Raw genomic sequence first — 21,877 nt, 5'->3', positions numbered from 1 at the left:
CATCTGCGGGTCAAACGTATTAACACTTTTATGCGTGGTTAGCCGTTCCTTTGGTTCTCTTCGGTATCCCGAAACCGCCGCGCGAGATAATCCACAAACGCGCGCGTTTTTGGTGCCAGATTCCGCCTTTCGGCAAACATTACGACGATATCCGTGCTGGGCGGTGCATACTCCGGCATGACATGGACAAGTTCGCCGGAGAGAAATTTCCTGTTTGCCATATAGCAGGGCAGCCGTGCGATCCCGATACCAGCCAGAGCGGCTCTAAAGACGACATCGGTGCTGTTCCCCTCAAAGCTGCCCGTTGCTTCAAATTTTTCGCCTGCGTTCGGTTCGATGCTGTTCCAAGCGTTCCGTTGGCTTCTCCCAGCAACTCTCAAGCAATTGTGCTCAGCCAATTCGGTAAAATTCGACGGTGTTCCACAACGCGCAAGGTATTCAGGTGAGGCACATAGTACCCTTCGACTCTGCATAACGCGCCTGATGACCATATCTGGATTCTTGTGTTGTTCCGCAAAGCAGATCGCCGCATCGAAGCCTTCACTCCGAAGATCAATTTCTCGGTCGGTCAAATCCAAAGACATTTGAACCTGAGGGTTCTCTTTCATGAACTCTGGCAGAGCAGGAATCAGTTGGGACTTACCGAATGCAACAGTGGATGCGATCCTGAGTTCTCCGCGTGGGACACCGTCAAAGCTGTGGATCATCGCTTTGGCTTCATTGAATTTGTCAGCCATCGCTTTGCATTTTTCGTAGAAATCTTGGCCTTCCCGCGTTGGAGAGACACCCGTTCTGGTACGATTCAGAAGGCGGTAGTGCACCTGATCTTCAAGTAACCCGATCTGCTTACTTACTGCTGATGGGGTCTGGCCCATTGATCTTGCAGCCGCAGAAATACTGCCCTGCTCGACAACCGTCGCAAAGATTAGCATTTGCGCAGAAATGTCCATGTCATGACCTTTTGCTATTCCAATATGGCACGGGGCCTTTGCCAAAATGGCGAGTTGTGAGCGCTACCAAATACCCTTATCTCTGCATTGCAGCATAAATACTGCATTGCAGCAACGGACGAGGCAATATCATGGCAATTACTCGATCAAACAGCGCGCTGGATGTCGTTTTCGAAGCTGGCCGCACGTTCTTTCATCAAAAACTGGACACGATACGCAAGGCACAGGCCAAACGCAGGGTTTATCGCGAAACTTACTATGAACTCTCGGTGCTATCTGACCGTGACTTAATAGATTTGGGTATCTCGCGAAGCAGCATCAAACATCTTGCGTTGGAGGCCGCCTATGGCTGTTAACACCCAAGCCCCTGTTACGTATCGCGGTCACGCGATCGCCCAATCAATCGCATTCTTGGTGTGGATCAGATCCACGACTAAAGCCGCCTTAAAGGCACTGAAAATGGCCCGGATGCTCTCTGCGCTTTCGAATATGAGTGACTACCAACTCGCTCAGATCGGAATTTCGCGATCTGAGATCCCGGAATATGCCGATAAACTAATGGGTGACGAATAGAGAAGTGGGTCCTCAGGTCAGAAGATTACACAAGTTTGCTGGTCCTCGCTCCTCCCAGAGTAAGCCAGCATAAGCGGCGGCGAAAAAGCCAACGGGGAGCGCCATCGCAAAGGGCCAGCATTTTCACCTCCTCCCGAAAATGCTGGCCCATACCAACCTGCCAAACAGGAAACGCGAAAACTGAAAGTCAGGAGAGCACTACAAGACCCGATCGTTCATCCTCTCCGTTCCGGCGATCAAAGTGACATCTGCAATCATTTTCTGTAGTTAAATTTCGAAACGTGGCAAGCACGGTTTTATGGAGTCGTCAACGCTAATTGCGTCTTGAGCCACACACAGAACATCCTTCTGTACGACAGTGTCGCTTGTGGGGCGTTTGTCTGAGACCAATTGAGGGGCCTTGTGGAACTGCGCGGCCCCTTTCATTCACGGCCATCAAAGCCAGAGGCTGCATTCTCTGTCGAAGCCGAGTCGCGAGGCCTTGGGATTGGCGACGCTTTGTTTCATCAGATGTACGCGATGGCGCAGAACAGAGGCGTCCGGTCTATCCAAATGATGTGCCTGAAGGAAAACCGCCACATGCGCTATCTTGCGGCGAAACATAACGCGCAGTTTGTAGCTGACGCGGATATTGTTGAAGCAATCTTGCACCCCAACTGGCCGACGCCCGCGTCAATTGCCATTGAGATTATCGCTGAAACTAGGGCACACTCACATCTGCTTTTTGCCTAGACGACCAATGGCACACTGCGTATTGCGGTCGTTTGATTGGACTCAAGCGAATGACCTTTTCTAACGCCTTTATTGTTTCAGTATTTAAGCTGCCTTTCTGCAGATAGTGGCCGTGCGGTGCGCTTATTCCACGTTAAACACAAGTCGGGATTTACCGCCTCAAGCTGTAACACGCAGTGCATCGACAGGAACTAGCGCTCCTTTGGCTTGGATCACGTAGCTGGCCAATTGGCAGCCCAACGATATTCCCGCGCGGAAATCACTTTTCTCCAATACGCTGAGCAAAACGCCAGCGTTGAAGCTGTCACCAGCGGCTGTTGTATCAATAGCGGAAGTTTCCGGCTTAGTAGGCACCTCCCCTCTAAAATTCCCATCTTGATAAACCACAGAATGCTCGCCGTTTTTTACGACGATCCGTTCCACACCAAGTCTTGCATATCGTTCAAGAGTCGCGGTCGGACAGTCGTCATTAAACCACGCGCTTTCATCGTCAAAAGACGGCAACACGATATCCGAGAGTTCAGCAGCGCGCATGATTGAACGCTTCATTTCTTCGGTACTCGACCAAAGTTTGGGTCTGATGTTCGTATCGAAAGCCACGGTTTTCCCTACATCGCGCCCCCTTTGGAGAGCACCAAGTAGATTTTCACGCGATTGAGGACCAAGAATTCCCAGCGTAATTCCTGAGTAATAGATCAAATCCGCTTTTTCGATAGCACGGTCAAGCGCATCTGGGTCGTCAGCAAGCCGTTTGGCTGCAGAGCTGTTGCGCCAATAGGAAAAACTGCGTTCGCCGTTGGAAAGGTGGATCATATAGAGACCCACAGTTCCATCCGAAATTTCGCAAATGTGAGAGGTCTCGATGCCTGTTCTGTCAATAAAGGCTCGCATTTCGCGAGACAGTTTGTCGTCACCAACTGTCGTGAAATAAGCGACGTCTGTATTTGGTGATATATTCGCTAAATACCAAGCCGTGTTGAACGTATCACCAGCGTACCCGATCTTGAACTCCCCTAGACCGCCCAGGGGAGCAAGTTCCGCCATGCACTCGCCTATTGCTAAGATACGCATGGGTTCTACAAAAAATCGTCACGCCGCGGAGTGAAGCTATCTACGAGCTTTCCTGGTTCCAGGCAAACACATCCGTGGGTTTGATCTGAAGGAATGACAAAACTGTCGCCTGGCCCGAACTCTTGATCACTTTCGCCTAAAGTGAACCGGAACCGGCCACTTTCGACATATGTTGACTGGACATGCGGATGGCTGTGCAACGCGCCTATCGCACCTGCTTTGCTGAACCGAAAGGCAACAACCATGAGATTGGGATGATCAGAGAGAACTTGCCGTGTGACATTCTCTCCTGTCGAGACAACTGGAAATTCAGGCAAGGTGTACCTCCACTACACTATGAGAAAAGCATTCCACCATTCAGATCGACATTAGCTCCTGTAATGAAAGCACTGTCGTCGCAGGCTAGGAATAGGACAAGGTTTGCGACATCCTCAATGGTGCCCTGACGTTTCATTGGCGCAGCGGCTTCAAAGCCGCGACGTCCTGCGTCCGGTGTGTGGATGTTATGAAAATCAGTATCAATCATCCCAGGGCACAGCCCATTGACCCTGATATCCGGGCCCAGCTCTTTGGCCAAACCCCGCGTCAGCGTCATGATTGCGCCCTTTGAGGTCGCATACGGAACCGAGCCGGGGCCACCGCCATCGCGAGCAGCTTGGCTTGCCAAGTTGACAATTGCACCGCTTTTCATATGAGCCAAACAGGCGTTGGTCATCATGAAGTTGCTGGTCAGGTTCAAGTCCATCACATACCGCCAATGTTCAAGTGAGGACTCTGCGACTGTTTTGCGGGCAACCAAACCGCCCGCATTATTGACCAAAACTTCAATACTGCCGAATTCCGCGAGAGATCGCGCCACCAATGCGTCAACGTCGCTTTTCTGCGTTAGGTCTCCTTGAAGCGCGAACGCGGTCCCGCCATTTGCTTTGATCTTGGCCACAACGTCCTCAGCGCCTGCGCTGCTGGCAAAATAGTTTATTGCGACGTTTGCGCCTTCGGAGGCAAGCTTGAGAGCGACTGCTGCACCGATATCGCGGCCGGCTCCAGTTACAATTGCCGATTTTCCAGCGAGTTTCATGGGCATCCCTCATCTTTGCTCAACTTTGAAAGTAGTCGTGTGCCATTGTGGGTCGCCTAAGCTGCACCGCGTTTGACGAACATGTCGTAGATTTCGGGTACATTGCCTTCGCCCATCCCTGCATCAAGCGCCGTTTGAAGATTTGCGGAAGTGCCTTCAGCGATTTCGGAGCGCGTTCCAATGTCAGTAATCATCTGAACGAAGTAGGCGATGTCCTTGTTGGCATTGCTGATCGAAAACCCAAGATCACTTACGCCATCGACGGCGTAATTCTTGCAAAATTGCATGAATGGAGAATTGGACGGGCCCGCAGACATGATCTCGAAAAGCTGCTGGCCATCGATGCCCGCTTGTTTTGCAACTGCAAACGCCTGGCTCATGGTACACGCTGTTGTCATACCCATGAAGTTGTTGATCAGCTTCGTCGTATGGCCCGCGCCAAGTGTGCCAAGATGGAACACGTTCTCGCCCTGCACGTCGAGCACAGGTTTGACCTTTTCAAACGTTTCGATATCGCCCGCTGCCATAATGTTCAGCAAACCGTCCTTGGCGTGCATAGGTGAACGCCCCAACGGCGCGTCGAGCATCCCCGCCCCTTTTTTCGCAAGGTCAGCGCCAATTTTCTTTGTTGACGCTGGAATGGACGTTCCGAAATCTATGACCACCGCGCCTTCTTTGATCCCGGCGAGAATACCATTCTCGCCGTAGATCAGGCTTTCGACCACGTCAGATGTTGTCACGCAGAGCATGACGATATCACTGGCCGCGGCGAGTTCCCCAGGGGTGCTCACCTCGACCGCACCGCGTGCAACGGTTTGGGCAACCGCCGCTTTGTTGCGGCCCATGACCACAAGATCAAGACCATTTTTTTGGAGGCATTCAACCATCTTGCTGCCCATTTGGCCTAGACCAATGAAACCGATTTTTGGATTCGACATATGCGCCTCCTAAGCGTTTGGGTTTTTCATTTTGGAAAAGACATCGGCCCCAGCTTGGGCGACGTCATGATCTTGCGCAGGCGAGCCTGAGCTAACACCAATGCCGCCGACGACATCAGAACCAGAAAGCACAGGAAGACCGCCGGCAACGGTCACCATACGTCCGCCTAAGGCCGAGGCGATGCCATGCGCTGGCATTCCCGGTTGACTGACTTCACCCAAGGCTTGCGTGCTCTTCTTGATGCCGCATGCGGTATAAGCCTTGTCGATCGCCAGATTGACGCTGGTAATCTTGGCGCCATCCATTCGCTCAAATGCGATGAGGATACCGCTCTCGTCGGTAACAGCGATGCACATAGGCACCCCGATATCTTCGGCTTTTAGCCTAGCGACCGCGATCAGCCGTTGCGCCTCTTCAATGTCCAATCGTTTGATATTCAGCATAGCGGCGTCCTTTGGGCTTTATGGGCCGATTAGGAGAGTGGGAAGTGTGAGCGAGATGGCAGGAACGAAGGTGATCAGCATCAGCGCTGCGAAGATCGCAAGGTAGAAAGGCCAGATCGTTCTGATGGCTTTTTCCATCGGCAACTGGCCAACCGCACAGCCTACAAACAAGCAGGTCCCGACCGGAGGCGTGCAAAGCCCCAGACCAAGGTTCACCAGAAGGATCATGCCAAATTGCAGCGGATCGATCCCCAGCATATTCATCACCGGTAAGAAGATCGGCGTGCAGATGAGGATCAAGGCTGCCATATCCATAATCATGCCAAGCAGCAAAAGAACGACATTGATCATCAGCAAAATCAGGATCGGGTTCTCGGTTATCCCCAAAAGGAACTCGACCGTTTTGGTTGGTACGCGGTTGTAGGTCAGCATGTAGGCGAAGGCCCCGGCGCAGGCGATCAGGATCATGACCATCGACGTTGTACGCACGGACGAAATTACAGCAGTCTTAAAGGCATCCCATGACAGGCTGCGGTAGACGATCAGCGTGACAACAAAGGCATACATAGCCCCGAATGCACCGGACTCTGTTACAGTAAAGATGCCTGATAGGACACCTCCGACGATAATGACGGCAGTCAGCAAGCCGGGGATGGAGCCGATAAACGCGTACGCCAGCGCCGTCCATCCTGGAAACCGTTCAGCCTGATAGCCGCGCTTTACTGCGACCACATATGCGGCAATTGCCAGGCAACAGCACATCAGGATGCCGGGGACCACGCCCGCCAAGAACAGCTTGGAAATTGACACCACACCGCCCGTTGCAAGAGCAAAGATGATCATATTGTGACTGGGTGGAATGATGATCCCGGCGATAGAAGACGTCACCGTCACATTTACCGCATAGTCAGCATCGTATCCCTTATCTTTCATAACGGGGATGAGAATTGAGCCCAGCGCGGAGATGTCCGCGATCGCCGAACCTGAAATCCCGCCAAAAAGCATGGAGGAAAACACGTTTACAATGCCAAGCCCGCCGCGCACGGCACCGACAGCAGCTTGCGCGAACCTGACCAATCTAACGGCTATCCCGCCGTGGAACATCAGCTCGCCAGCGAAAATGAAAAACGGGATCGCCATAAGCGAAAAAACGTTGATTCCCGCCACTATTCGTTGAAAGCCGACGAACAACGGCAAACCTTCATACCAAAACGCAGCCAAGGCAGAAATCCCAAGTGCGTAAGCGACCGGAGTTCCGATTATGACAGAAAGGGCAAAGACCCCGAGAAGAACTGCAAGTCCCATGATTAACCCTGATCTATACTGTCTTGACGCGCATCCTCGCCCAGAAACAGGCGGATCAGATGACCGGTGGAAAACAGAAGGACCAATGTTCCGCTAATTGTCATAGGCAGGGATCTCAGGCCCTCGGGCCATTGAATAAGCGGGATCAACGTGCCCCATTTGAATTCGGTCAATTCAAGCCCATACCAGAACATCATCGCGCCAAATCCGGCTAGCAGCATATCTGTGATGCAGACAAAGACTGTTCGTACTTTCGGCGGCACCATCCCCCGAAAAAGAACAACAGAGAGGTGGGTATGGTTGTGCACTCCGGCTGCTGCGCCGAGGAAGGCAATAAGCATGACAAGTAAAAGCGATACCTGTTCAACCCAGGTGGGCGTGTCATTGAGGACGTACCGGCCAAAGACCAGCCACGCGAAGATGGCGGTCATAGTCACGATGGCGACGCCGGCCAACACGGTACAAAGGCGGGCGAGCAGGTCGAGGAAGAAATCCATCCTCCGTAGAAACTCTGATGTCTTGCCTGAAACTTGCATGCCGCCCCCTTTTTTGGATCTACGCGTCCAGTTTCTTTTTTGGAAACCGGACGCGCTTATTTGTATTCGCTTTGGCAAATCACTCAGTGGCCTGGGCCATCTCGACCAACGCTTTCATATCTGGGTTGGCAGCGAGGTAGTCGGCATAGACTACGTCCATCGCGGACTGGAAGGGGCCCTTGTCTGCGATTTCGTTGACTGTGATGCCAGCCGCTTCAACGTCAGAGCGCGCTTGCTCAGATCCAACAGCCCACAGTTCGCGCTGATACAGAGCCGCTTCTTGTGCCGCACTACGTACAGCTTCTTGTAGTTCGGGGCTAAGCGCGTTGAACTTGGCTGTATTCACACAGATGCACTCGGGGATGATCAAATGCTCAGATAGCGAATAGTGCGACGTCACTTCGTAATGGCCGACGTTTTTGAACGACGGGAAGTTGTTCTCCGCCCCATCAACAACGCCTGTTTTCAGTGCCTGTTGTACTTCCGAAAAAGCCATTGGAGACGGATTTCCACCCATAGCCGAAATCATCGAAGTGTAGAGATCGTTGTTCATAACTCGGATCTTCAGACCTTCCACATCGACTGGAGAGTTGATTGGTTTCTGGCTGTAGAATGACCGGGCTCCAGCATCAAAATATGCAAGGGGAAGAACTCCTGCCTCACCCATCGCTTCGGCAACGACCGCACCAGCTTCACCTTCCATCACGCGGAACATGTGCGGCACGCTTTTGAAAATGAACGGAAGCGATACAAGGTTTGCCTCTTTGACCATCGGACCAATCGGGCCAAGGTTGAAGTTGCCAACCTCGATGGCGCCAATACGCACTTGCTCCAGCGCATCGGGCTGCGAGCCAAGAACTCCGCCGTGGAAAACATCTACCGTGACTTCACCATCTGTGGCTGTGTCAACAAGCTCAGCAAATTTGTCCATCGCCGCCGTATTGGGGTGGCCGTCATTGTGAATGTTCCAAGCGCGCCAGCTATCAGCCGATGCTGAAGAGGCGATCAGTGCAACGGTTACTGCTGCAAAAAGCGATTTCGTAGAAGTCATGGGTCTCCTCCCGTTTTTTCTGAGCAGCAACAGGCCAAAACGTGTCGTCTGGAGGATGAAAGTCGCAAAACTTCCTGCTTCCTCCCAGAGCCGGAATCACTGCTGAAGTCATAAGGACACTAGTATCCAAGTTATGTCAACAACTCGTTTGAAGCATGTGACGGCCTTGACTTCAATGGTTACAGGCTCTTTGATATTAACCGAAAAAGCCTTGCTACAGTACGTACGAACTATGGCTTTTCAATTTATAAAACAGTGCCTTAACCACCTATCAGATCGTGGCGACAGGATTATGAATCAGAGGATGAAAGAAAAAATCGTGGACGGAATTAGAACCCGAACAACCACTGATGCCGTCTACGAAACACTGCACGATCAGATCGTTTCGCTCGAAATTCTTCCCGGTACAAAATTGTCCGAGACGGAAGTCGCACGCCGATTTGGCGTCTCTCGCCAACCCGTTCGCAACGCCTTCACCAGGCTTGGAAATGAGGATTTGCTACTTATCCGACCGCAAAAAGCAACCGAGGTGCGCGGCTTTTCAATGGATCGCCTAGAGCTTGCTCGTTTGGTGCGAAGGGCCGTCGAACTTGAAATAGTTTACATGGCGGTTGAGACTTGGGATTCAGATCGGGATGCGAAGCTAAGCGAAAACTTAGCCCTTCAGGAGAATGCTCTGACGCAAGGGGATCTATCTGCCTTTCACGCGCTCGACTACGATTTTCACAAACTAATCTACGTCCTTGGCGGCAACCCGTTAGCGTTCGAAGTTATGATGGAATGCAAACAAAAAGTAGATCGTCTCTGTATGCTTGGTCTTGAGAAAGATCGCGAGGCGAATTCCATTTTGGAAGACCACTATGAGATCGCAAATGGGCTTGTCTCGCGGGATCTGTCAAAAGCGCAAAACGCAGTCAGAAAACACTTATCCCGCCTCGACGACACTATCGCGTTTATTCACGAACGCCATCCCGAGTACTTTGAATAAGTTCGGAAACTCGTACAGCTAATTTGATTCAATATTCAGTACCGACAATGTGCCTATCGTACCGGCCGGCTGCTCATTTATCTTAACGTTTTTTTGCTTGTTAGGGATCATCGAATTTGCAATGTCCGGTTTCTGCGGTTTTCTCACGTTCTACAAACGTGATGCTGCTCGGCAGCGAATTGGGGCTTTTCCCGAACAACAGACGTTCGCTACAGCCAGCGAGAACGTCAGCTCTGCGGAAAAAGCTTCCGTTCACTGCGGTGACTCCAAGGTTCGATTTGCTCACGCAAATCAGCCTCAAGCAACTTTGACCAGCAGTTTCTGTGCCTCACCCCATTTCCTCGGTGATTGCCCATACATGCGCCTGAACTCGCGACTGAACTGGGACGGGCTGACGTAACCAACGTCCATTGCAGCTTCGTTCACAGGCATCCCGCCCGCGATCTTCATGGCGGCGTTGTTGAGGCGCATCGTCTTGACGAACTGGATTGGCGCCATCGTCGTGACCTGCTTGAATTTGCGATGGAAAACCGCCCGGCTCATGCCCGCTCGGCTTGCCATATCCTCAATCGAGATCGGCGTATCCAGATGTGACGACACATGCGCAATTGAACGTGCGATGGCGTTGCCAGCGCCAAATGCCTGTCGTGCGAAGGTGCCAGCTTCTCCACTCAGGATCGCATAGAGCACCTCACGCAATCGCGCCTCGCCGAGAACTGCTGTATCCGTCTCGCTGTTTCCGAGCTGCAGTAGCCGCAGCAGCGCTTCAGTGAATCCATCGTCCCATCTCGCGAGCCTAATTCCCGGCTCCGGCAGTTCTTCTTTGACCGAAGGAAGAACGCCGCCGGCATTTTCCATCTCCATCACCAGCTCGGTCATAGCGCGTTGCTCAAGAGTGATCATGACTCCGTAGAGTGGGTGGTAATGCGAGGCCAAAGGCGTCCCCGCCTTGACCGGCATCGACATTGGGCAGCAGAGATATCGGCTGTTGTCGTATTCGTATCTTCGGCCATCCAGTACGGCTTCCTTAACCCCACTCACGATGGCCACGATGCAGGGCTCGTAAACGGCTGGAACACAGGGGATTGAACGCGTGGCGCGAAACAGGCGTGCACCCTTGATGCCCGTCTCGGTCAAGCCGTCCGTTTCGGTTCGGTCTGCGATGATTTGCTTGATCTGATCCTTGCTCATAGGAGAGATGTAAAGGCTCCAGATCGTTGTAGGCAACTACCTTGATACAATCGGGCAAGTATTTGCGATAATCTCGCCTGTTTCTGTGTTCTGGTGAGAGCTATCTGCATTTCCAAGCCGAAACACAATTCACTCGGTCCCCGCGCCAACGCAGATAGGAGACAAAAGATGCCAGATACCACATTTGGACCCAAGGGCTGGATGCCCGAGCGCCTCGACGACCTCTCCGGCGAGACCTACCTCATCACGGGTGCCAACGCCGGTGCCGGGTTCCAGGCCGCGCGAACGCTCCTTAAAAAGAACGCCAAGGTTGTCATGTTGAACCGCTCGGTTGAGAAGTCTCGGGCAGCTGTTGCGGACCTGAAAAGTGAGTTCGGTTGTGAAGCAGAAGTGAGCTTCATTCGCATGGACCTGGCCTCGCTCGCAAGCGTACGCGAAGCTTCGGCCAAAGTTCTGAATTCCGTTTCCCGGATCGATGCGCTCATCTGCAATGCGGCCATCGCACAGGTGCCGACTCGCAAACTGACAGAGGATGGGTTCGAGAGCCAGCTCGGCACCAACCATTACGGTCACTTCCTACTCTGTGGTCTTCTGTTTGAGCGGATCGAAGCCTCAAATGGTCGGATCGTTGTTGTGGCAAGTCTTGGATACAACATGGGTCTGAAGACGATCAAGTTCGACGACATGAACTGGGAAGAGGGTTACGGGCCGAATATCGCCTACTCGCAAAGCAAGCTGGCGCAAATGATGTTCGCCTATGAATTACAGGACAGGCTTGCCGCCGCAGGGCGTACCGAAGTCGAGGTCTATGTCTGCCATCCCGGCTCTTCGGCAACGTCGCTGATCAGCACCAGTGGCAGCCGGACGATGCGGTTCATCTGGTGGCTCATGACAAAAACACCGATGGTTCAAACGGCCGAGCAAGGGTCCTATCCCGAAGTCATGTGCGCTGCCGAAAAGACTTTGACCGAACAACGCGCGCTCTACGGACCAACGGGCCGCCTTGAAGCCGTTGGCCCGGTCGGCAGGGGCACATTAAACCCGCATGCGTATGACAAAACCGTCATGGCAAGGCTTTGGGAGGTCACTGAACAAGAAACAGGCTTGAAGTGGGAGATTTGATCCAACGGGTCCTGTGCGGCTGGTGATGCTTCACCGACAATCGGACATTTGTGCACCGTGCAGCATTTAGTAGAATAGGCTCAACGCGGTCATCCGACCTTTTTTCTGATGAAGGCTACGCGCCGCTAAGCGGTCTTTCGGCAGCAGACAGTCGAACTTTATGCATATAGTGGTCGCTCAGCACGATAGCAGACGCTGACCAAAAAAATCCACTGTGGACTTAGTTCGGGCATGACTACCGACCAGCCCCGCAGCAAAATGCACAAGTATTAGTAACGCAAACCGAATTATAGTATACAAAATAGATAGTTATTGCTTGGTGCATTCGCTTTCTGAGAAGAGAGGAGTTAACGATACCAACACCGCTCTTCAAGCCTGGTCATTCCGGTAATCCGGGTGGGCGACCCAAGCTGGACCCTGAGACAAGAAAGTTGATCCAGTCGAACGGCGAGCTCGCTGTGAAACGCATACCTTCCGAAGTTATCTAACTCGCTTCAAAGATGAAGGGCGACTGCACTACAACCCAGAAACAAAAAAGTGGCGGATTTCAGAACAGGATTACGGGCGCGCTTTCAGCCCAGAAGACAAGGAAAGAGCAGAAGAATGAACCCGATATAACACCCACCCTGACCTAGCGAGGTCCCAACACCTCGCTAGGTGAGCAGTCGCCAGAAGGGCGATACGGGGCCGAGGCATTTGCCTCGGCTCCACCCAAAGGTCCAATATTAGCGGGACCTCATCACCTGTTCATCTTGAATTACAATTCCCGAAACGACAACACCCCATCCGATTCCGCAAAGACAGGGACGTGGTACTTAACCGCCCAAACGGACTTAGCCTCACCCAAATGTTGCTGGATTAGTTGCGGGATAGGTTCGAATCCCCTGGGGGATTCCAACTCAACCTTAGATTTAATCGTTTAAACTCAATGCGTTAAGGGGATGTGGAACGTCACTGATATTTGACTCAACCGACAGACAAAACCTCAATAAATCGGCTAATCACGTCATTCATTTCTGACCCAATCGTCAAGCATTTCTGACCCAACACAAAAACCGCCCTCTAATCGTGGCCACGGCCCTTGTCTAAGAACAGCCCAACTCCGCCACTTTGAACTTATGTTGCCCACGCACGCGGCATTAGATTTGCTGCCAGATGCGCTTTTGGTGAACATCGTGACCAAATGGTGGGCACCTATGCTTGCCTTAGACCAACCAAATCAGAATAAGAACGCTCACCGCGAGTGATTTGACGTTTGAGGGTGTTCGTTGCAGCTTTTACTTTACCCTCGCCCAATAGCGATGTGATCGCTTGATGTTCCTTGTAAGATTTCTTCGTTCGATTGGAACGCTTTGACAGATGTGTCCGCATAGTTTGGAAGATATCACTGACTTTTTGATATCCATCCCGCAGGTAACTGTTTCCGCAGGACCTGAAAAACGCGTCGTGAAACTCGGCGTCAAGTTCCAAGTACTGCTCGAATTCATCCGCTTCCAGCGCTTCTGACATCTTAGAAACAATTGTAGCCAGCTCATTGATCAGAACCGACGGGTTCTTTTCAAGCGACTGCTCCAAAGCTGCGGATTCTAGGATGAGCCGATACTGGCAAAGTTGCACTACGTCCTCTTGAGAAAGAGAGAATACAAAGGCTCCTCGGTGAGGAAATATCTGAACGAGCCCCCGAAGATTCAAAGCCGATAACGCTTCGCGAATCGGAGTTTTGCTGATGCCCATGGCATTTGACAGCTTCACTTCCGGCAACGATTCACCCAATTGAAACGTGCCATTGATTATGCCTTTTCGGATATGCTCTTCAGCAGTTTTACTCAACGAATCCGGGCGCTTAATCTGCAAAATCTCGGTCATTTTCACTTCGTCCTATTTCGTCTCTCTAACACAATAGCACATGTAAGCTTGATTTCTACATTATATCTGATATCTCAGATAATAGATCGAAAATAACTAAATCCGTGGGAGGATACCTTGTTCAAGAAATCAACATTGGCGCTTGGCGTCGTCATGTCAGCCGGGCTTGCTTTTGCAGCATCCGCTGAAACAGTCATTAAGGTTGGGCATGGCGCAGCAGAAGCGTTTCATATGCATCGCGCGCTACTGAAATTTGAAGAACTGGTCGAAGCTGGCTCGAATGGTGAAATCGACGTACAGATATTCCCTTCGTCGCAGATGGGCCCTGATCGCGAAATGATCGAAGGTGTTCAAACCGGCGTTCTGGAAATGGCCATTCCTCCTTCCTCTTTCTTCGCGGGCTGGGATCCGGCTTTTGCAGTAATTGAACTGCCCTACATGTATTCCTCCAAGGACATCGCCTTTGATGTTCTTGATGGTGATGCTGGTGATGGCATGCTTGCGCGGGTCGAAAACCAGGGATTGGTCGGTCTTGGCTGGCTTGAATTGGGTGTACGCAATGTGACCAACAATGTCCGCCCGGTTGCAACCCCCGCAGATCTCGAGGGTGTCAAGCTACGTACCATGAAGGTTCCGGCGCATGTGGCGACATTCGAAACGCTCGGGGCCAACCCGACGCCAATGAACTTTGGTGAGGTCTATTCTGCTCTCCAGCAAGGCGTGATCGACGGCCAGGAAAACCCACTGGCGATCATTACCTCACAGCGTTTCTACGAGGTTCAGAAATACCTTTCGACCACGGGCCATGTCTTTGCGGTCTATATGCCCGTCATCTCCAAACCGTTCTTTGACTCGCTGTCCGCAGAGCATCAGCAACTGGTCCGGGACTCGATGGCCGCCGCACGTGAATATCAGGCTGAACTGGTCGCGAGCGAAGATGCGGAACAACTGGAACAGATTCGTGCTGCTGGTGTCGAGGTTCTGGAACTGACTGCAGAGCAGCGACAGGCCTTTGCCGACAAAACTGAAAGCGTCCGTCTGCAGTATCGCGACGAGGTTGGCGCTGAAGCCTATGACGACTGGGTAGCAGCGGTTTCCGCAGCGAGCGGAAGCTGACCCTCGGACTACTCAGCCAATACGGGCACCCGCGCCATGAAAGTTCGGGTGCCCCTTTCGTTCAAGGGGAGGTGAACGGTGTCGGTTATCAAATGGATCGATATGAATGCCGAAAAGGTCTTAGCCAGTGCACTTTTGGCCGCGATTGTCTTGTTGATCTTTGGAAATGTGTTCATGCGCTACATTCTGAATTCCTCTCTTTCATGGGGCGAAGAGCTAACGCTTTGGCTGTTTGTATGGTTTGTCTGGCTAGGAGTCAGCTATGCGTTCCACACAGGCGATCATGTGCGTATCACGGTCCTGCGTGATGTCCTAAGCGAGCGCGCAAGGCTTTACGCGGATGTTGTGATCGCGCTTCTTGTCCTTGGATTTCTGATCATTCTGACAATTGAATGCATCAAGCTTATCCGACAGCCTTTTGTGGCCAGCCAGACGTCGGTCGTTTTGGGACTACCGATACCGATCCTTTATGCTTCGGCGCCGATTGGCGCAGGCCTGTCCGCGATCCGCGTCACTCAACATCTGATCCGAAGCCTGCGCCTGATCGCAGGAACCAAAGCGTGAGGAGTCCGGCATGCTTGCAACAACGCTTTTCTTGACGCTCTTTGCCCTGTTGCTCTTCAGCGTGCCAATTGGCATCTGTTTAGGCCTAGCCACCATGATTGTGATGGTCTTTGTGGATGGCACGCCACCCATGGTTCTTCTGGCACGGTCGGTGGTAACAGGCGCAGACTCGTTTCCTCTAATTGCCGTCCCTCTGTTCATTTTGGCAGGCGACCTGATGCAGCACGGCGGAATGTCTCGTAGACTGGTTGGGTTCGCCAATGCACTGATCGGGCATATCCGGGGTGGGCTTGCTTACGTGAACGTACTCGCCTGCGTGTTCTTTGCCGCCATATCCGGTTCGTCTCCTGCGACCGTAGCCGCCATCGGGTCGAACATGATCCCAGAGATGGAAAAGGTCGGCTATACGCGCAAATTCAGCGGCGCATTGACGGCATCCTCAGGAATGATCGGCGTTATGATACCGCCAAGTATTCCCTTCATCATCTATGGTGTTACTGCCGAGGTTTCGATCGGCAAACTGTTTCTTGCAGGTGTTGTTCCTGGCATCCTTTTTGCCCTCATGTTCATGTTGGTCGCTCGTGTTCTGCTGCGAAAGGACGAGGTTGTTCAGCAATCGACAACCACGTTCTCAGGCCCTGGCGTCTGGCAGAGTTTCCGGTCTTCCATCTGGGCGCTTCTCGTGCCCGTGATTATTCTTGGGGGTATCTATAGCGGCATCTTTACCCCAACCGAAGCCGGTGCCGTGGCCGTAGTCTATGCCGCTTTCATCGGCATCTTCGTGTATGGCGACATCACCCTCAAGGACCTGCCAGAGGTTTTGGCGGGCAGTGCAAAGACCAGCGGGACGATTCTGATATTGGTGATCATGGCGACCGCCTTTGGCAGGTTGATCACGCTCGCAAGAATCCCGACAGAGCTCGCAACAACGATCACCAGCCTGTCCGACAACCCAATCATCATCCTGTTGCTGATCAATCTGCTGTTGCTCGTGATCGGAATGTTCATGGAGACGATCTCGTCGATCATCATCATGACGCCTATCCTGCTGCCGGTTGCAACCGCGCTGGGTGTCGATCCAATCGTTTTTGGTGTCATCTTGACGGTCAACCTGGCCATTGGGTTCTGCACACCTCCGTTGGGTGTAAACCTATTCGTGGCCAGCAGCATTTCCAAGGTTTCCATCGAAAGCCTCAGCCGGGCGATCCTGCCATTCTTTGTCGGCATGCTGATCTTGTTGATGTTCATCACCTATGTGCCCGCAATTTCCTTGGCTCTGCCATCCCTTTGGTGACCGACTGAGGAGCTTCAAACGTTAGACAACGAACAGAGGACCCGGATGGATCTGGACCTTTCCCACCCGTCGATAGAAGACCTTCGGAAAACCGCACAAAAGCGCATTCCGAAGTTTGCCTTCGAATACCTCGACAGCGCGACCGGCCGGGAGCTGGGGTTGAAGGTCAACCGGGACGCACTTGACGCCATCGGATTCATGCCGCGTGTACTATGCGGCCGAACAAAGGCCGACCTACAGACTACATTGATGGGTAGAACTTACGATCTGCCATTCGGGATAGCACCGGTAGGTATGTCCGGCCTGATGTGGGCAGGAGCAGAGCGGATGCTTGCAAAGGCTGCGGTTGCCCACAATATTCCGTTTTCGTTGTCCAGCGTGGCGGTTGCTTCACCGGAAGATGTGGCACCTTACATTGGAAAAAACGGATGGTTTCAGCATTACCCGGTGAACTCCGGCGATCTGCGCCGCGCGATGCTGCCGAGGATTAAGGCAGCGGGATTTCATACGCTGATTATCACGGTGGACGTTCCAGAAGAGAGCCGGCGCGAACGACAGCGCCGCGCCAATCTGACGGTGCCTCCAAAAGCTGACCTGCGCACGCTGAAAGAAATGGCGTCACGACCCTCCTGGTGCCTTGCGCATCTGCGCGAGGGCATCATGCCACGTATGCGGTTCTTTGACGATTACGTCCCGACACGCGGGCGAGAAAGCTTTACCCATGCAGGCGCTCTGATCCGTGGGATTCCAGATTGGGACTACCTGCGCGAACTGCGACAGGAATGGGAGGGTCACCTGATCGTCAAGGGTGTCCTGCGGCCGGAGGACGCGCAAGAAATGGTGGCCGAGGGCGCGGATTGCATCTGGGTCTCAAACCACTCCGGGCGTCAATTCGAAGCCGGACCCGCGGTCATTGACCAACTCCCAAACATCCGCGAGGCGGTCGGAACAGATGTGCCACTGATCTATGACTCTGGCGTTGCCTGGGGATTGGACATCATGCGTGCCTTGGCGAAAGGTGCAGATTTCGTCATGGTCGGACGCGCCTTTCAATATGCCGTTGCAGCGTTCGGAGCACGAGGGATCGACCATCTCGTTCACATCCTGAAAGCTGACATAGAGGCCAACATGAGCCAGCTTGGCAGCGAAAACCTCGGCAGTCTGGCAGAGCACCTTCTGAGAACCAGCTGATCGGCAATTCCGACGTGCGGCGTATCAGACAGGCGTGTTGTCATCCCCGTCAATCAGTCCCTCCACGATCAGATCCGCAGTTGAGCGTGAACATGCCATTGGCAGATCATATACCGTGGCGAGACGGGTCAGAGCCTTAACGTCGACGTCGTGTGGCATGGGCGACAGAGGGTCGACAAAGAAAACCAGTGCATCCAGTTTCTCTTCGCAGATCATGGCGCCGATCTGTTGGTCGCCTCCGAGTGGTCCGCTTTTCAAGCAGGTAACATCCAGTTCTGGATAGGCTTGCTTAATGCGACTGCCGGTGGTCCCTGTCGAAAAGATTTGTACTCTGGACAGGCGGGCCAATTGCAGACCCACCCATTCAACGATTTCGTCCTTTCGCGCATCATGGGCCACGAGCGCGAAACGGGGCGCATCACCTGATGAATTGTTCAACGTAATCTTCTCCAAGACCGACTTCCGCGAAGTGTTTTCGGCACAGATCAATCTTGGTAAAGACATCTTCGTAGCCAGTGACCTTGCCCCACGGATCAACATAGCACATCACGCCATTGACCTGGAAATAGGTGACCATCTCTTCGACATCGTCGGGAACGACCAAAGTATGAGTCTCACCCGGCGGCTCAAAGACATATCCCCCTTCTTCCGCAACCCAATCATGTTCCAGATAATGCCAGCGCCCTTTCAGGACAAAACCGTGGACTGGCTGTGGATGGCGGTGCCGCGAAAGAACACCAGCTTTGCGTACTTTGAGAAGGTTCATCCAATAACCTTGCGAGCGGTTCAGGCAGAGCGGTCGGAACCAGACGTTCTCTGCCTGCGGAACCCACAGTCTGTCGTCCTCACTCATGGCATTCGGGATCACGATCTCGTCTTGCGCATCCTTGGGGAATGGCAATTGATATGGCATTCGGGCGGTGTCATCGTCATTCATAGATTTTCCTCACATAGCGAGATAGCCGCCGTCGACCGGATAGATCGATCCGGTCACAAAACTGGCGTTTTCACTCAAAAGCCATTGCACAAGCGCACCGACTTCTTCGGGTTTCCCCCAGCGCTTCATTGGCGTACGCGCCATGATCCCCGCTGTTCGTTCAGGGTCTTCCCGGAGGCCCTGGGTCATCTCTGTCTCAATCCAACCCGGCGCGATGGCATTGACCCGGATACCGTCTTCGGCCCAGCGACCTGCGAGCGCCTTGGTCAACTGTGCCACGCCGCCCTTAGAAGCGGAATACGCCGGAACCAAAGGCCCACCAAAGGTACTGAGCATAGAGGCGGTGTTGACGATGGCCCCGCTCGCTTCAGCCAACAATGGATGCGCGGCAAGACAGCAGCGCATGGTGCCAGTCAGATTCACATCGAGCACCTTGGCGAAGACGTCGATGTCATATTCTTCGCCACGCAAAAGAATACCTGCGCAGTTCACCAAGGCATCGAGACCCGTGAGTTCGCCGAATACATCATTGATGGACGTCTGGTCGGTGACATCCAAGAGCTGCACCTTTAACCCGTCCCGAGGCTCGAATGCATCCAATTCGGATTGGGAGGCGGATGCGGCAATGACGGACCAACCTGCGTCTGCCAACGACCGTGCAACACCCGCACCAATCCCTCGCGTACCGCCCGTTACAAAGGCCTGTTTCATCCAAGTTCCTCCAATACACTGGTGAAGGCGCGCGCGCGCCTGCCGATACCATCCAATGTATAGCTCGGTTTGAACAGTGCGGATCCCAGCCCATATCCATCTACACCCGCGGCATGATACGGCGCCATCGTATCCGGCGTTATGCCCCCTACCGCAGCGACGACTGCGTCTGCAGGCAATACGGCGCGCATGGCAGAAATGGCAGCTGGCGGCACCATTTCCGCCGGAAAGAATTTGAGGACCGATGCTCCGATATCCAACGCCGTAAAGGCCTCGGAGGGGGTCATGACTCCTGGACACCAATAAAGATCCCGAGCGACAGCCGCGCGCCCGACGTCCGGGTTCATATTGGGCGACACGATGATACGCCCGCCTGCATCAGCAACCGCCGCGACCTGATCCACAGTCAACACTGTGCCAGCGCCGACGATGGTCTGAGCGCCATGTTTCAAGGCGATCTGCCCTATCGATTCCAGCGGGTCCGGTGAGTTGAGCGGCACTTCGATTATCCGAAACCCGGCATCGAAGAGTACATCAGACACCGGGCGCGCATTTTCTGGTGCCAGCCCCCGCAAAATCGCAATTAGCGGGTTCTCGGCAAGAGCTGCGGTGAGGTCAATCATCCGACCAACCCCGCAGCGCGAGCAATCAGAAAATGCCCTTTCGCAACGATATCATCTGGCGCGCGACGGCTGTCGAAACCAGCAGTTCGAAGCGCTATTTCGTATCGGTCGGACAAGTCGCTGCGTCCAACAACAGTGATCGTGCCGACGTCTTTTACTTCGCCGGTCGCGGCAGCAACCTCGGTCCCGATCAACAAGCCCGACAAGTAGTCGGCCGTGGCAACCTTTGGAATTTTGCCCATGAGAGGAAGCGTCCGAACATGAAACAGGCTGTGCAGCAGGTTCGACTCACCACTGAGGCCCGCTTTGACGCCCATCACGAATGCGTCTTCGCTGAAGGCGTCCTCCTTCATCAAGGTGCCAAGGATCGTGTGTTCTTTCAGCGCCGAAAAGATCTCACCTGTCATGTAGGTCGAGAAATCCACAATCTTCCCGTCGGCAACCTGAACCCATTTGCTGTGCGTTCCCGGCATCACGAACATACCTTCGCTCAAACCTAGCGAAGATGCCCCGATGATCTGGGTCTCCTCGCCGCGCATTACGTCCGGTCCTCCGGCATGTTCCGTCGAGGCACCTGTCACAAAATGAATACGCGCTCCGTTGGCCGCTTCGTGGGGGACCAACGCTCGCGCAAGACCGCCAGCACCCAGCGGCATTTCAGCATATTGCGTTTCGACCCAGCCATTGCGGCTGGTGATCATGCCGGATGCTAGGATCGGCAGGTTAGTGTTGGAGACCCAAGGGCCGATGAGACGATCAAGGACCGCGTCAAAGGTTTGCCCCGCAACCTGCATGATGCCTTCAGGCGACGAGACCCCATCGATCACCTCGCCCTCCGCACCGATTAGAAATGCACGGAACGATGACGTGCCCCAATCTACGCCGATCAGCGCTGGCTCAGATGCGACCGAATTCATTCAGCAGATCCTCAACGGTTTTGCCTTGGGCCACCCATTTACGGGTTTCCTCTTCACGGTCAGCCTGCTCTTGAGCAAGGCGCACGGTTTCTTCGGCAATTTCCTGTGGAACCACAACGACGCCCATAAGATCAGCTACGATGAAATCTCCGGGGTTTACGACGACGCCCCCACAGGCAATGGGCACATTAATCGAAAGTTCTTCTTTACGTTCCGAGAACATCGTGTGCGTTCCGCGCGGCGTGATCGCGCGCGTCCAGATTGGCCAGTTGATGTCTTCCAACTCATCTGTGTCGCGCCCGGTGCCATCGACGATCATACCGCGAATGCCACGGTTCTTGGCCAGACCACCCATCAAACCGCCGCAGACCGACGTTTGACGATCTCCACCTGCGTCCACAACGATCACGTCCCCGGGTTGTCCCATTTCAAGCGCTCGCAATGGGTCGACCAGGTCGCCTTTTGAAAGCTGAACCGTCACGGCCTGGCCTGTCACCTTGGCGCGGAAGGCGGGTTTGATGGCGCTGTCCATCACGCCTGTTCGGTACTGCACATCCGCAAAAATGGCAGCGGCAGAGTACGCCTCCAACACCTTGTCGAATTTTTTGAGAAGTTCCGGGTTTCTTACAAAATCATTGAAGACCCTGAGGTCCGTGCTGACGTCTGGCATTCTTGTCTC

General features: G+C 53.4%; 26 protein-coding genes. 9 read left to right on the top strand and 17 right to left on the bottom strand.

What is annotated here, in order from left to right; translation table 11 throughout:
* Positions 1-38 precede the first annotated feature (38 nt).
* Complete coding sequence (locus tag ACR3FB_RS01005) at positions 39-950, bottom strand: LysR family transcriptional regulator (RefSeq protein WP_480563420.1); 912 nt, start codon at positions 948-950, stop codon at positions 39-41.
* Between the two features lie 131 nt (positions 951-1,081).
* Here ACR3FB_RS01005 and ACR3FB_RS01000 point away from each other — a divergent pair, with 131 nt between their 5' ends.
* From ACR3FB_RS01000 to ACR3FB_RS00990, 3 genes are all read left to right on the top strand, one after another.
* On the top strand, positions 1,082-1,306 hold the full coding sequence (locus ACR3FB_RS01000) for a DUF1127 domain-containing protein (RefSeq protein WP_480563418.1): 225 nt from the start codon (positions 1,082-1,084) through the stop codon (positions 1,304-1,306).
* The gene (locus ACR3FB_RS00995) at positions 1,296-1,523 is read left to right on the top strand and encodes a DUF1127 domain-containing protein (RefSeq protein ID WP_480563416.1); all 228 of its coding nucleotides are present in this window, start codon (positions 1,296-1,298) and stop codon (positions 1,521-1,523) included. Before ACR3FB_RS01000 ends, ACR3FB_RS00995 begins: the two co-directional genes overlap by 11 nt.
* Before the next feature lie 402 nt (positions 1,524-1,925).
* A complete protein-coding gene (locus tag ACR3FB_RS00990) occupies positions 1,926-2,255 on the top strand; it encodes an N-acetyltransferase family protein (RefSeq protein WP_480563414.1) in 330 nt (109 codons plus the stop codon).
* A 159-nt stretch (positions 2,256-2,414) separates the two neighbouring features.
* On the opposite strand, the gene ACR3FB_RS00985 is transcribed toward ACR3FB_RS00990, so the two are convergent.
* From ACR3FB_RS00985 to ACR3FB_RS00950, 8 genes are all read right to left on the bottom strand, one after another.
* Positions 2,415-3,326: a sugar kinase gene (locus tag ACR3FB_RS00985; protein WP_480563412.1), complete on the bottom strand. Its 912-nt coding sequence runs from the start codon at positions 3,324-3,326 to the stop codon at positions 2,415-2,417.
* Positions 3,327-3,331: 5 nt separating this feature from the next.
* A complete protein-coding gene (locus ACR3FB_RS00980) occupies positions 3,332-3,643 on the bottom strand; it encodes a cupin domain-containing protein (protein ID WP_170662651.1) in 312 nt (103 codons plus the stop codon).
* A 17-nt stretch (positions 3,644-3,660) separates the two neighbouring features.
* Positions 3,661-4,404, bottom strand: coding sequence for an SDR family NAD(P)-dependent oxidoreductase (locus ACR3FB_RS00975; RefSeq protein WP_480563410.1), 744 nt, complete (start codon positions 4,402-4,404; stop codon positions 3,661-3,663).
* Positions 4,405-4,460: 56 nt separating this feature from the next.
* Positions 4,461-5,342 carry an NAD(P)-dependent oxidoreductase gene (locus ACR3FB_RS00970; RefSeq protein ID WP_480563408.1) on the bottom strand — a complete coding sequence of 294 codons (882 nt, stop codon included), beginning with the start codon at positions 5,340-5,342 and terminating at the stop codon, positions 4,461-4,463.
* 9 nt (positions 5,343-5,351) lie between these two features.
* Complete coding sequence (locus ACR3FB_RS00965; RefSeq protein WP_480563406.1) at positions 5,352-5,786, bottom strand: GlcG/HbpS family heme-binding protein; 435 nt, start codon at positions 5,784-5,786, stop codon at positions 5,352-5,354.
* An 18-nt stretch (positions 5,787-5,804) separates the two neighbouring features.
* The gene (locus tag ACR3FB_RS00960) at positions 5,805-7,091 is read right to left on the bottom strand and encodes a TRAP transporter large permease (RefSeq protein WP_480563403.1); all 1,287 of its coding nucleotides are present in this window, start codon (positions 7,089-7,091) and stop codon (positions 5,805-5,807) included.
* Positions 7,092-7,093: 2 nt separating this feature from the next.
* Positions 7,094-7,627: a TRAP transporter small permease gene (locus ACR3FB_RS00955; protein WP_480563401.1), complete on the bottom strand. Its 534-nt coding sequence runs from the start codon at positions 7,625-7,627 to the stop codon at positions 7,094-7,096.
* 79 nt (positions 7,628-7,706) lie between these two features.
* Positions 7,707-8,678, bottom strand: coding sequence for a TRAP transporter substrate-binding protein (locus ACR3FB_RS00950; protein ID WP_480563399.1), 972 nt, complete (start codon positions 8,676-8,678; stop codon positions 7,707-7,709).
* Positions 8,679-8,982: 304 nt separating this feature from the next.
* On the opposite strand from ACR3FB_RS00950, the gene ACR3FB_RS00945 reads away from it, so the two are divergent.
* Positions 8,983-9,666 carry a GntR family transcriptional regulator gene (locus tag ACR3FB_RS00945; protein WP_170375924.1) on the top strand — a complete coding sequence of 228 codons (684 nt, stop codon included), beginning with the start codon at positions 8,983-8,985 and terminating at the stop codon, positions 9,664-9,666.
* A 297-nt stretch (positions 9,667-9,963) separates the two neighbouring features.
* On the opposite strand, the gene ACR3FB_RS00940 is transcribed toward ACR3FB_RS00945, so the two are convergent.
* A complete protein-coding gene (locus ACR3FB_RS00940) occupies positions 9,964-10,857 on the bottom strand; it encodes an AraC family transcriptional regulator (RefSeq protein WP_170375926.1) in 894 nt (297 codons plus the stop codon).
* Between the two features lie 168 nt (positions 10,858-11,025).
* On the opposite strand from ACR3FB_RS00940, the gene ACR3FB_RS00935 reads away from it, so the two are divergent.
* Positions 11,026-11,979, top strand: a complete 954-nt coding sequence (locus ACR3FB_RS00935; RefSeq protein WP_170375928.1) for an SDR family oxidoreductase — start codon at positions 11,026-11,028, stop codon at positions 11,977-11,979.
* Between the two features lie 1,194 nt (positions 11,980-13,173).
* On the opposite strand, the gene ACR3FB_RS00930 is transcribed toward ACR3FB_RS00935, so the two are convergent.
* On the bottom strand, positions 13,174-13,845 hold the full coding sequence (locus ACR3FB_RS00930; RefSeq protein ID WP_480563397.1) for a GntR family transcriptional regulator: 672 nt from the start codon (positions 13,843-13,845) through the stop codon (positions 13,174-13,176).
* 117 nt (positions 13,846-13,962) lie between these two features.
* Between ACR3FB_RS00930 and ACR3FB_RS00925 the strand changes: the two genes are divergently transcribed.
* From ACR3FB_RS00925 to ACR3FB_RS00910, 4 genes are all read left to right on the top strand, one after another.
* Positions 13,963-14,961 (top strand): TRAP transporter substrate-binding protein, encoded by a 999-nt coding sequence (locus tag ACR3FB_RS00925; protein WP_010437266.1) that lies wholly within the window; start codon positions 13,963-13,965, stop codon positions 14,959-14,961.
* A 78-nt stretch (positions 14,962-15,039) separates the two neighbouring features.
* Positions 15,040-15,525: a TRAP transporter small permease gene (locus ACR3FB_RS00920; RefSeq protein WP_480563394.1), complete on the top strand. Its 486-nt coding sequence runs from the start codon at positions 15,040-15,042 to the stop codon at positions 15,523-15,525.
* A 10-nt stretch (positions 15,526-15,535) separates the two neighbouring features.
* The gene (locus tag ACR3FB_RS00915; protein ID WP_010437263.1) at positions 15,536-16,819 is read left to right on the top strand and encodes a TRAP transporter large permease; all 1,284 of its coding nucleotides are present in this window, start codon (positions 15,536-15,538) and stop codon (positions 16,817-16,819) included.
* A 45-nt stretch (positions 16,820-16,864) separates the two neighbouring features.
* Positions 16,865-18,010, top strand: a complete 1,146-nt coding sequence (locus tag ACR3FB_RS00910; RefSeq protein ID WP_480563391.1) for an alpha-hydroxy acid oxidase — start codon at positions 16,865-16,867, stop codon at positions 18,008-18,010.
* A gap of 24 nt (positions 18,011-18,034) precedes the next feature.
* On the opposite strand, the gene ACR3FB_RS00905 is transcribed toward ACR3FB_RS00910, so the two are convergent.
* Genes ACR3FB_RS00905 through ACR3FB_RS00880 form a run of 6 tightly spaced genes read right to left on the bottom strand, consistent with a single transcriptional unit; the run spans position 18,035 to position 21,868 of the window.
* The gene (locus ACR3FB_RS00905) at positions 18,035-18,448 is read right to left on the bottom strand and encodes a methylglyoxal synthase (protein WP_170347547.1); all 414 of its coding nucleotides are present in this window, start codon (positions 18,446-18,448) and stop codon (positions 18,035-18,037) included.
* Positions 18,429-18,947, bottom strand: a complete 519-nt coding sequence (locus ACR3FB_RS00900) for a 2,4'-dihydroxyacetophenone dioxygenase family protein (protein WP_170347546.1) — start codon at positions 18,945-18,947, stop codon at positions 18,429-18,431. The genes ACR3FB_RS00905 and ACR3FB_RS00900 overlap by 20 nt, the downstream gene beginning before the upstream one ends.
* A gap of 9 nt (positions 18,948-18,956) precedes the next feature.
* Positions 18,957-19,658: an SDR family NAD(P)-dependent oxidoreductase gene (locus ACR3FB_RS00895; RefSeq protein ID WP_117868134.1), complete on the bottom strand. Its 702-nt coding sequence runs from the start codon at positions 19,656-19,658 to the stop codon at positions 18,957-18,959.
* Positions 19,655-20,281 carry a 2-dehydro-3-deoxy-6-phosphogalactonate aldolase gene (locus ACR3FB_RS00890; protein ID WP_480563389.1) on the bottom strand — a complete coding sequence of 209 codons (627 nt, stop codon included), beginning with the start codon at positions 20,279-20,281 and terminating at the stop codon, positions 19,655-19,657. Before ACR3FB_RS00890 ends, ACR3FB_RS00895 begins: the two co-directional genes overlap by 4 nt.
* Positions 20,278-21,198: a 2-dehydro-3-deoxygalactonokinase gene (locus ACR3FB_RS00885; protein ID WP_480563387.1), complete on the bottom strand. Its 921-nt coding sequence runs from the start codon at positions 21,196-21,198 to the stop codon at positions 20,278-20,280. The genes ACR3FB_RS00890 and ACR3FB_RS00885 overlap by 4 nt, the downstream gene beginning before the upstream one ends.
* The gene (locus ACR3FB_RS00880; RefSeq protein ID WP_480563385.1) at positions 21,179-21,868 is read right to left on the bottom strand and encodes an RraA family protein; all 690 of its coding nucleotides are present in this window, start codon (positions 21,866-21,868) and stop codon (positions 21,179-21,181) included. The genes ACR3FB_RS00885 and ACR3FB_RS00880 overlap by 20 nt, the downstream gene beginning before the upstream one ends.
* Positions 21,869-21,877: the final 9 nt, after the last annotated feature.

The sequence above is a fragment of the Ruegeria sp. AO1 genome (genome assembly GCF_056535985.1).
The sequence above is the reverse complement of the archived record's forward strand: the minus strand, read 5'-3'. Positions and strand labels throughout refer to the sequence as shown.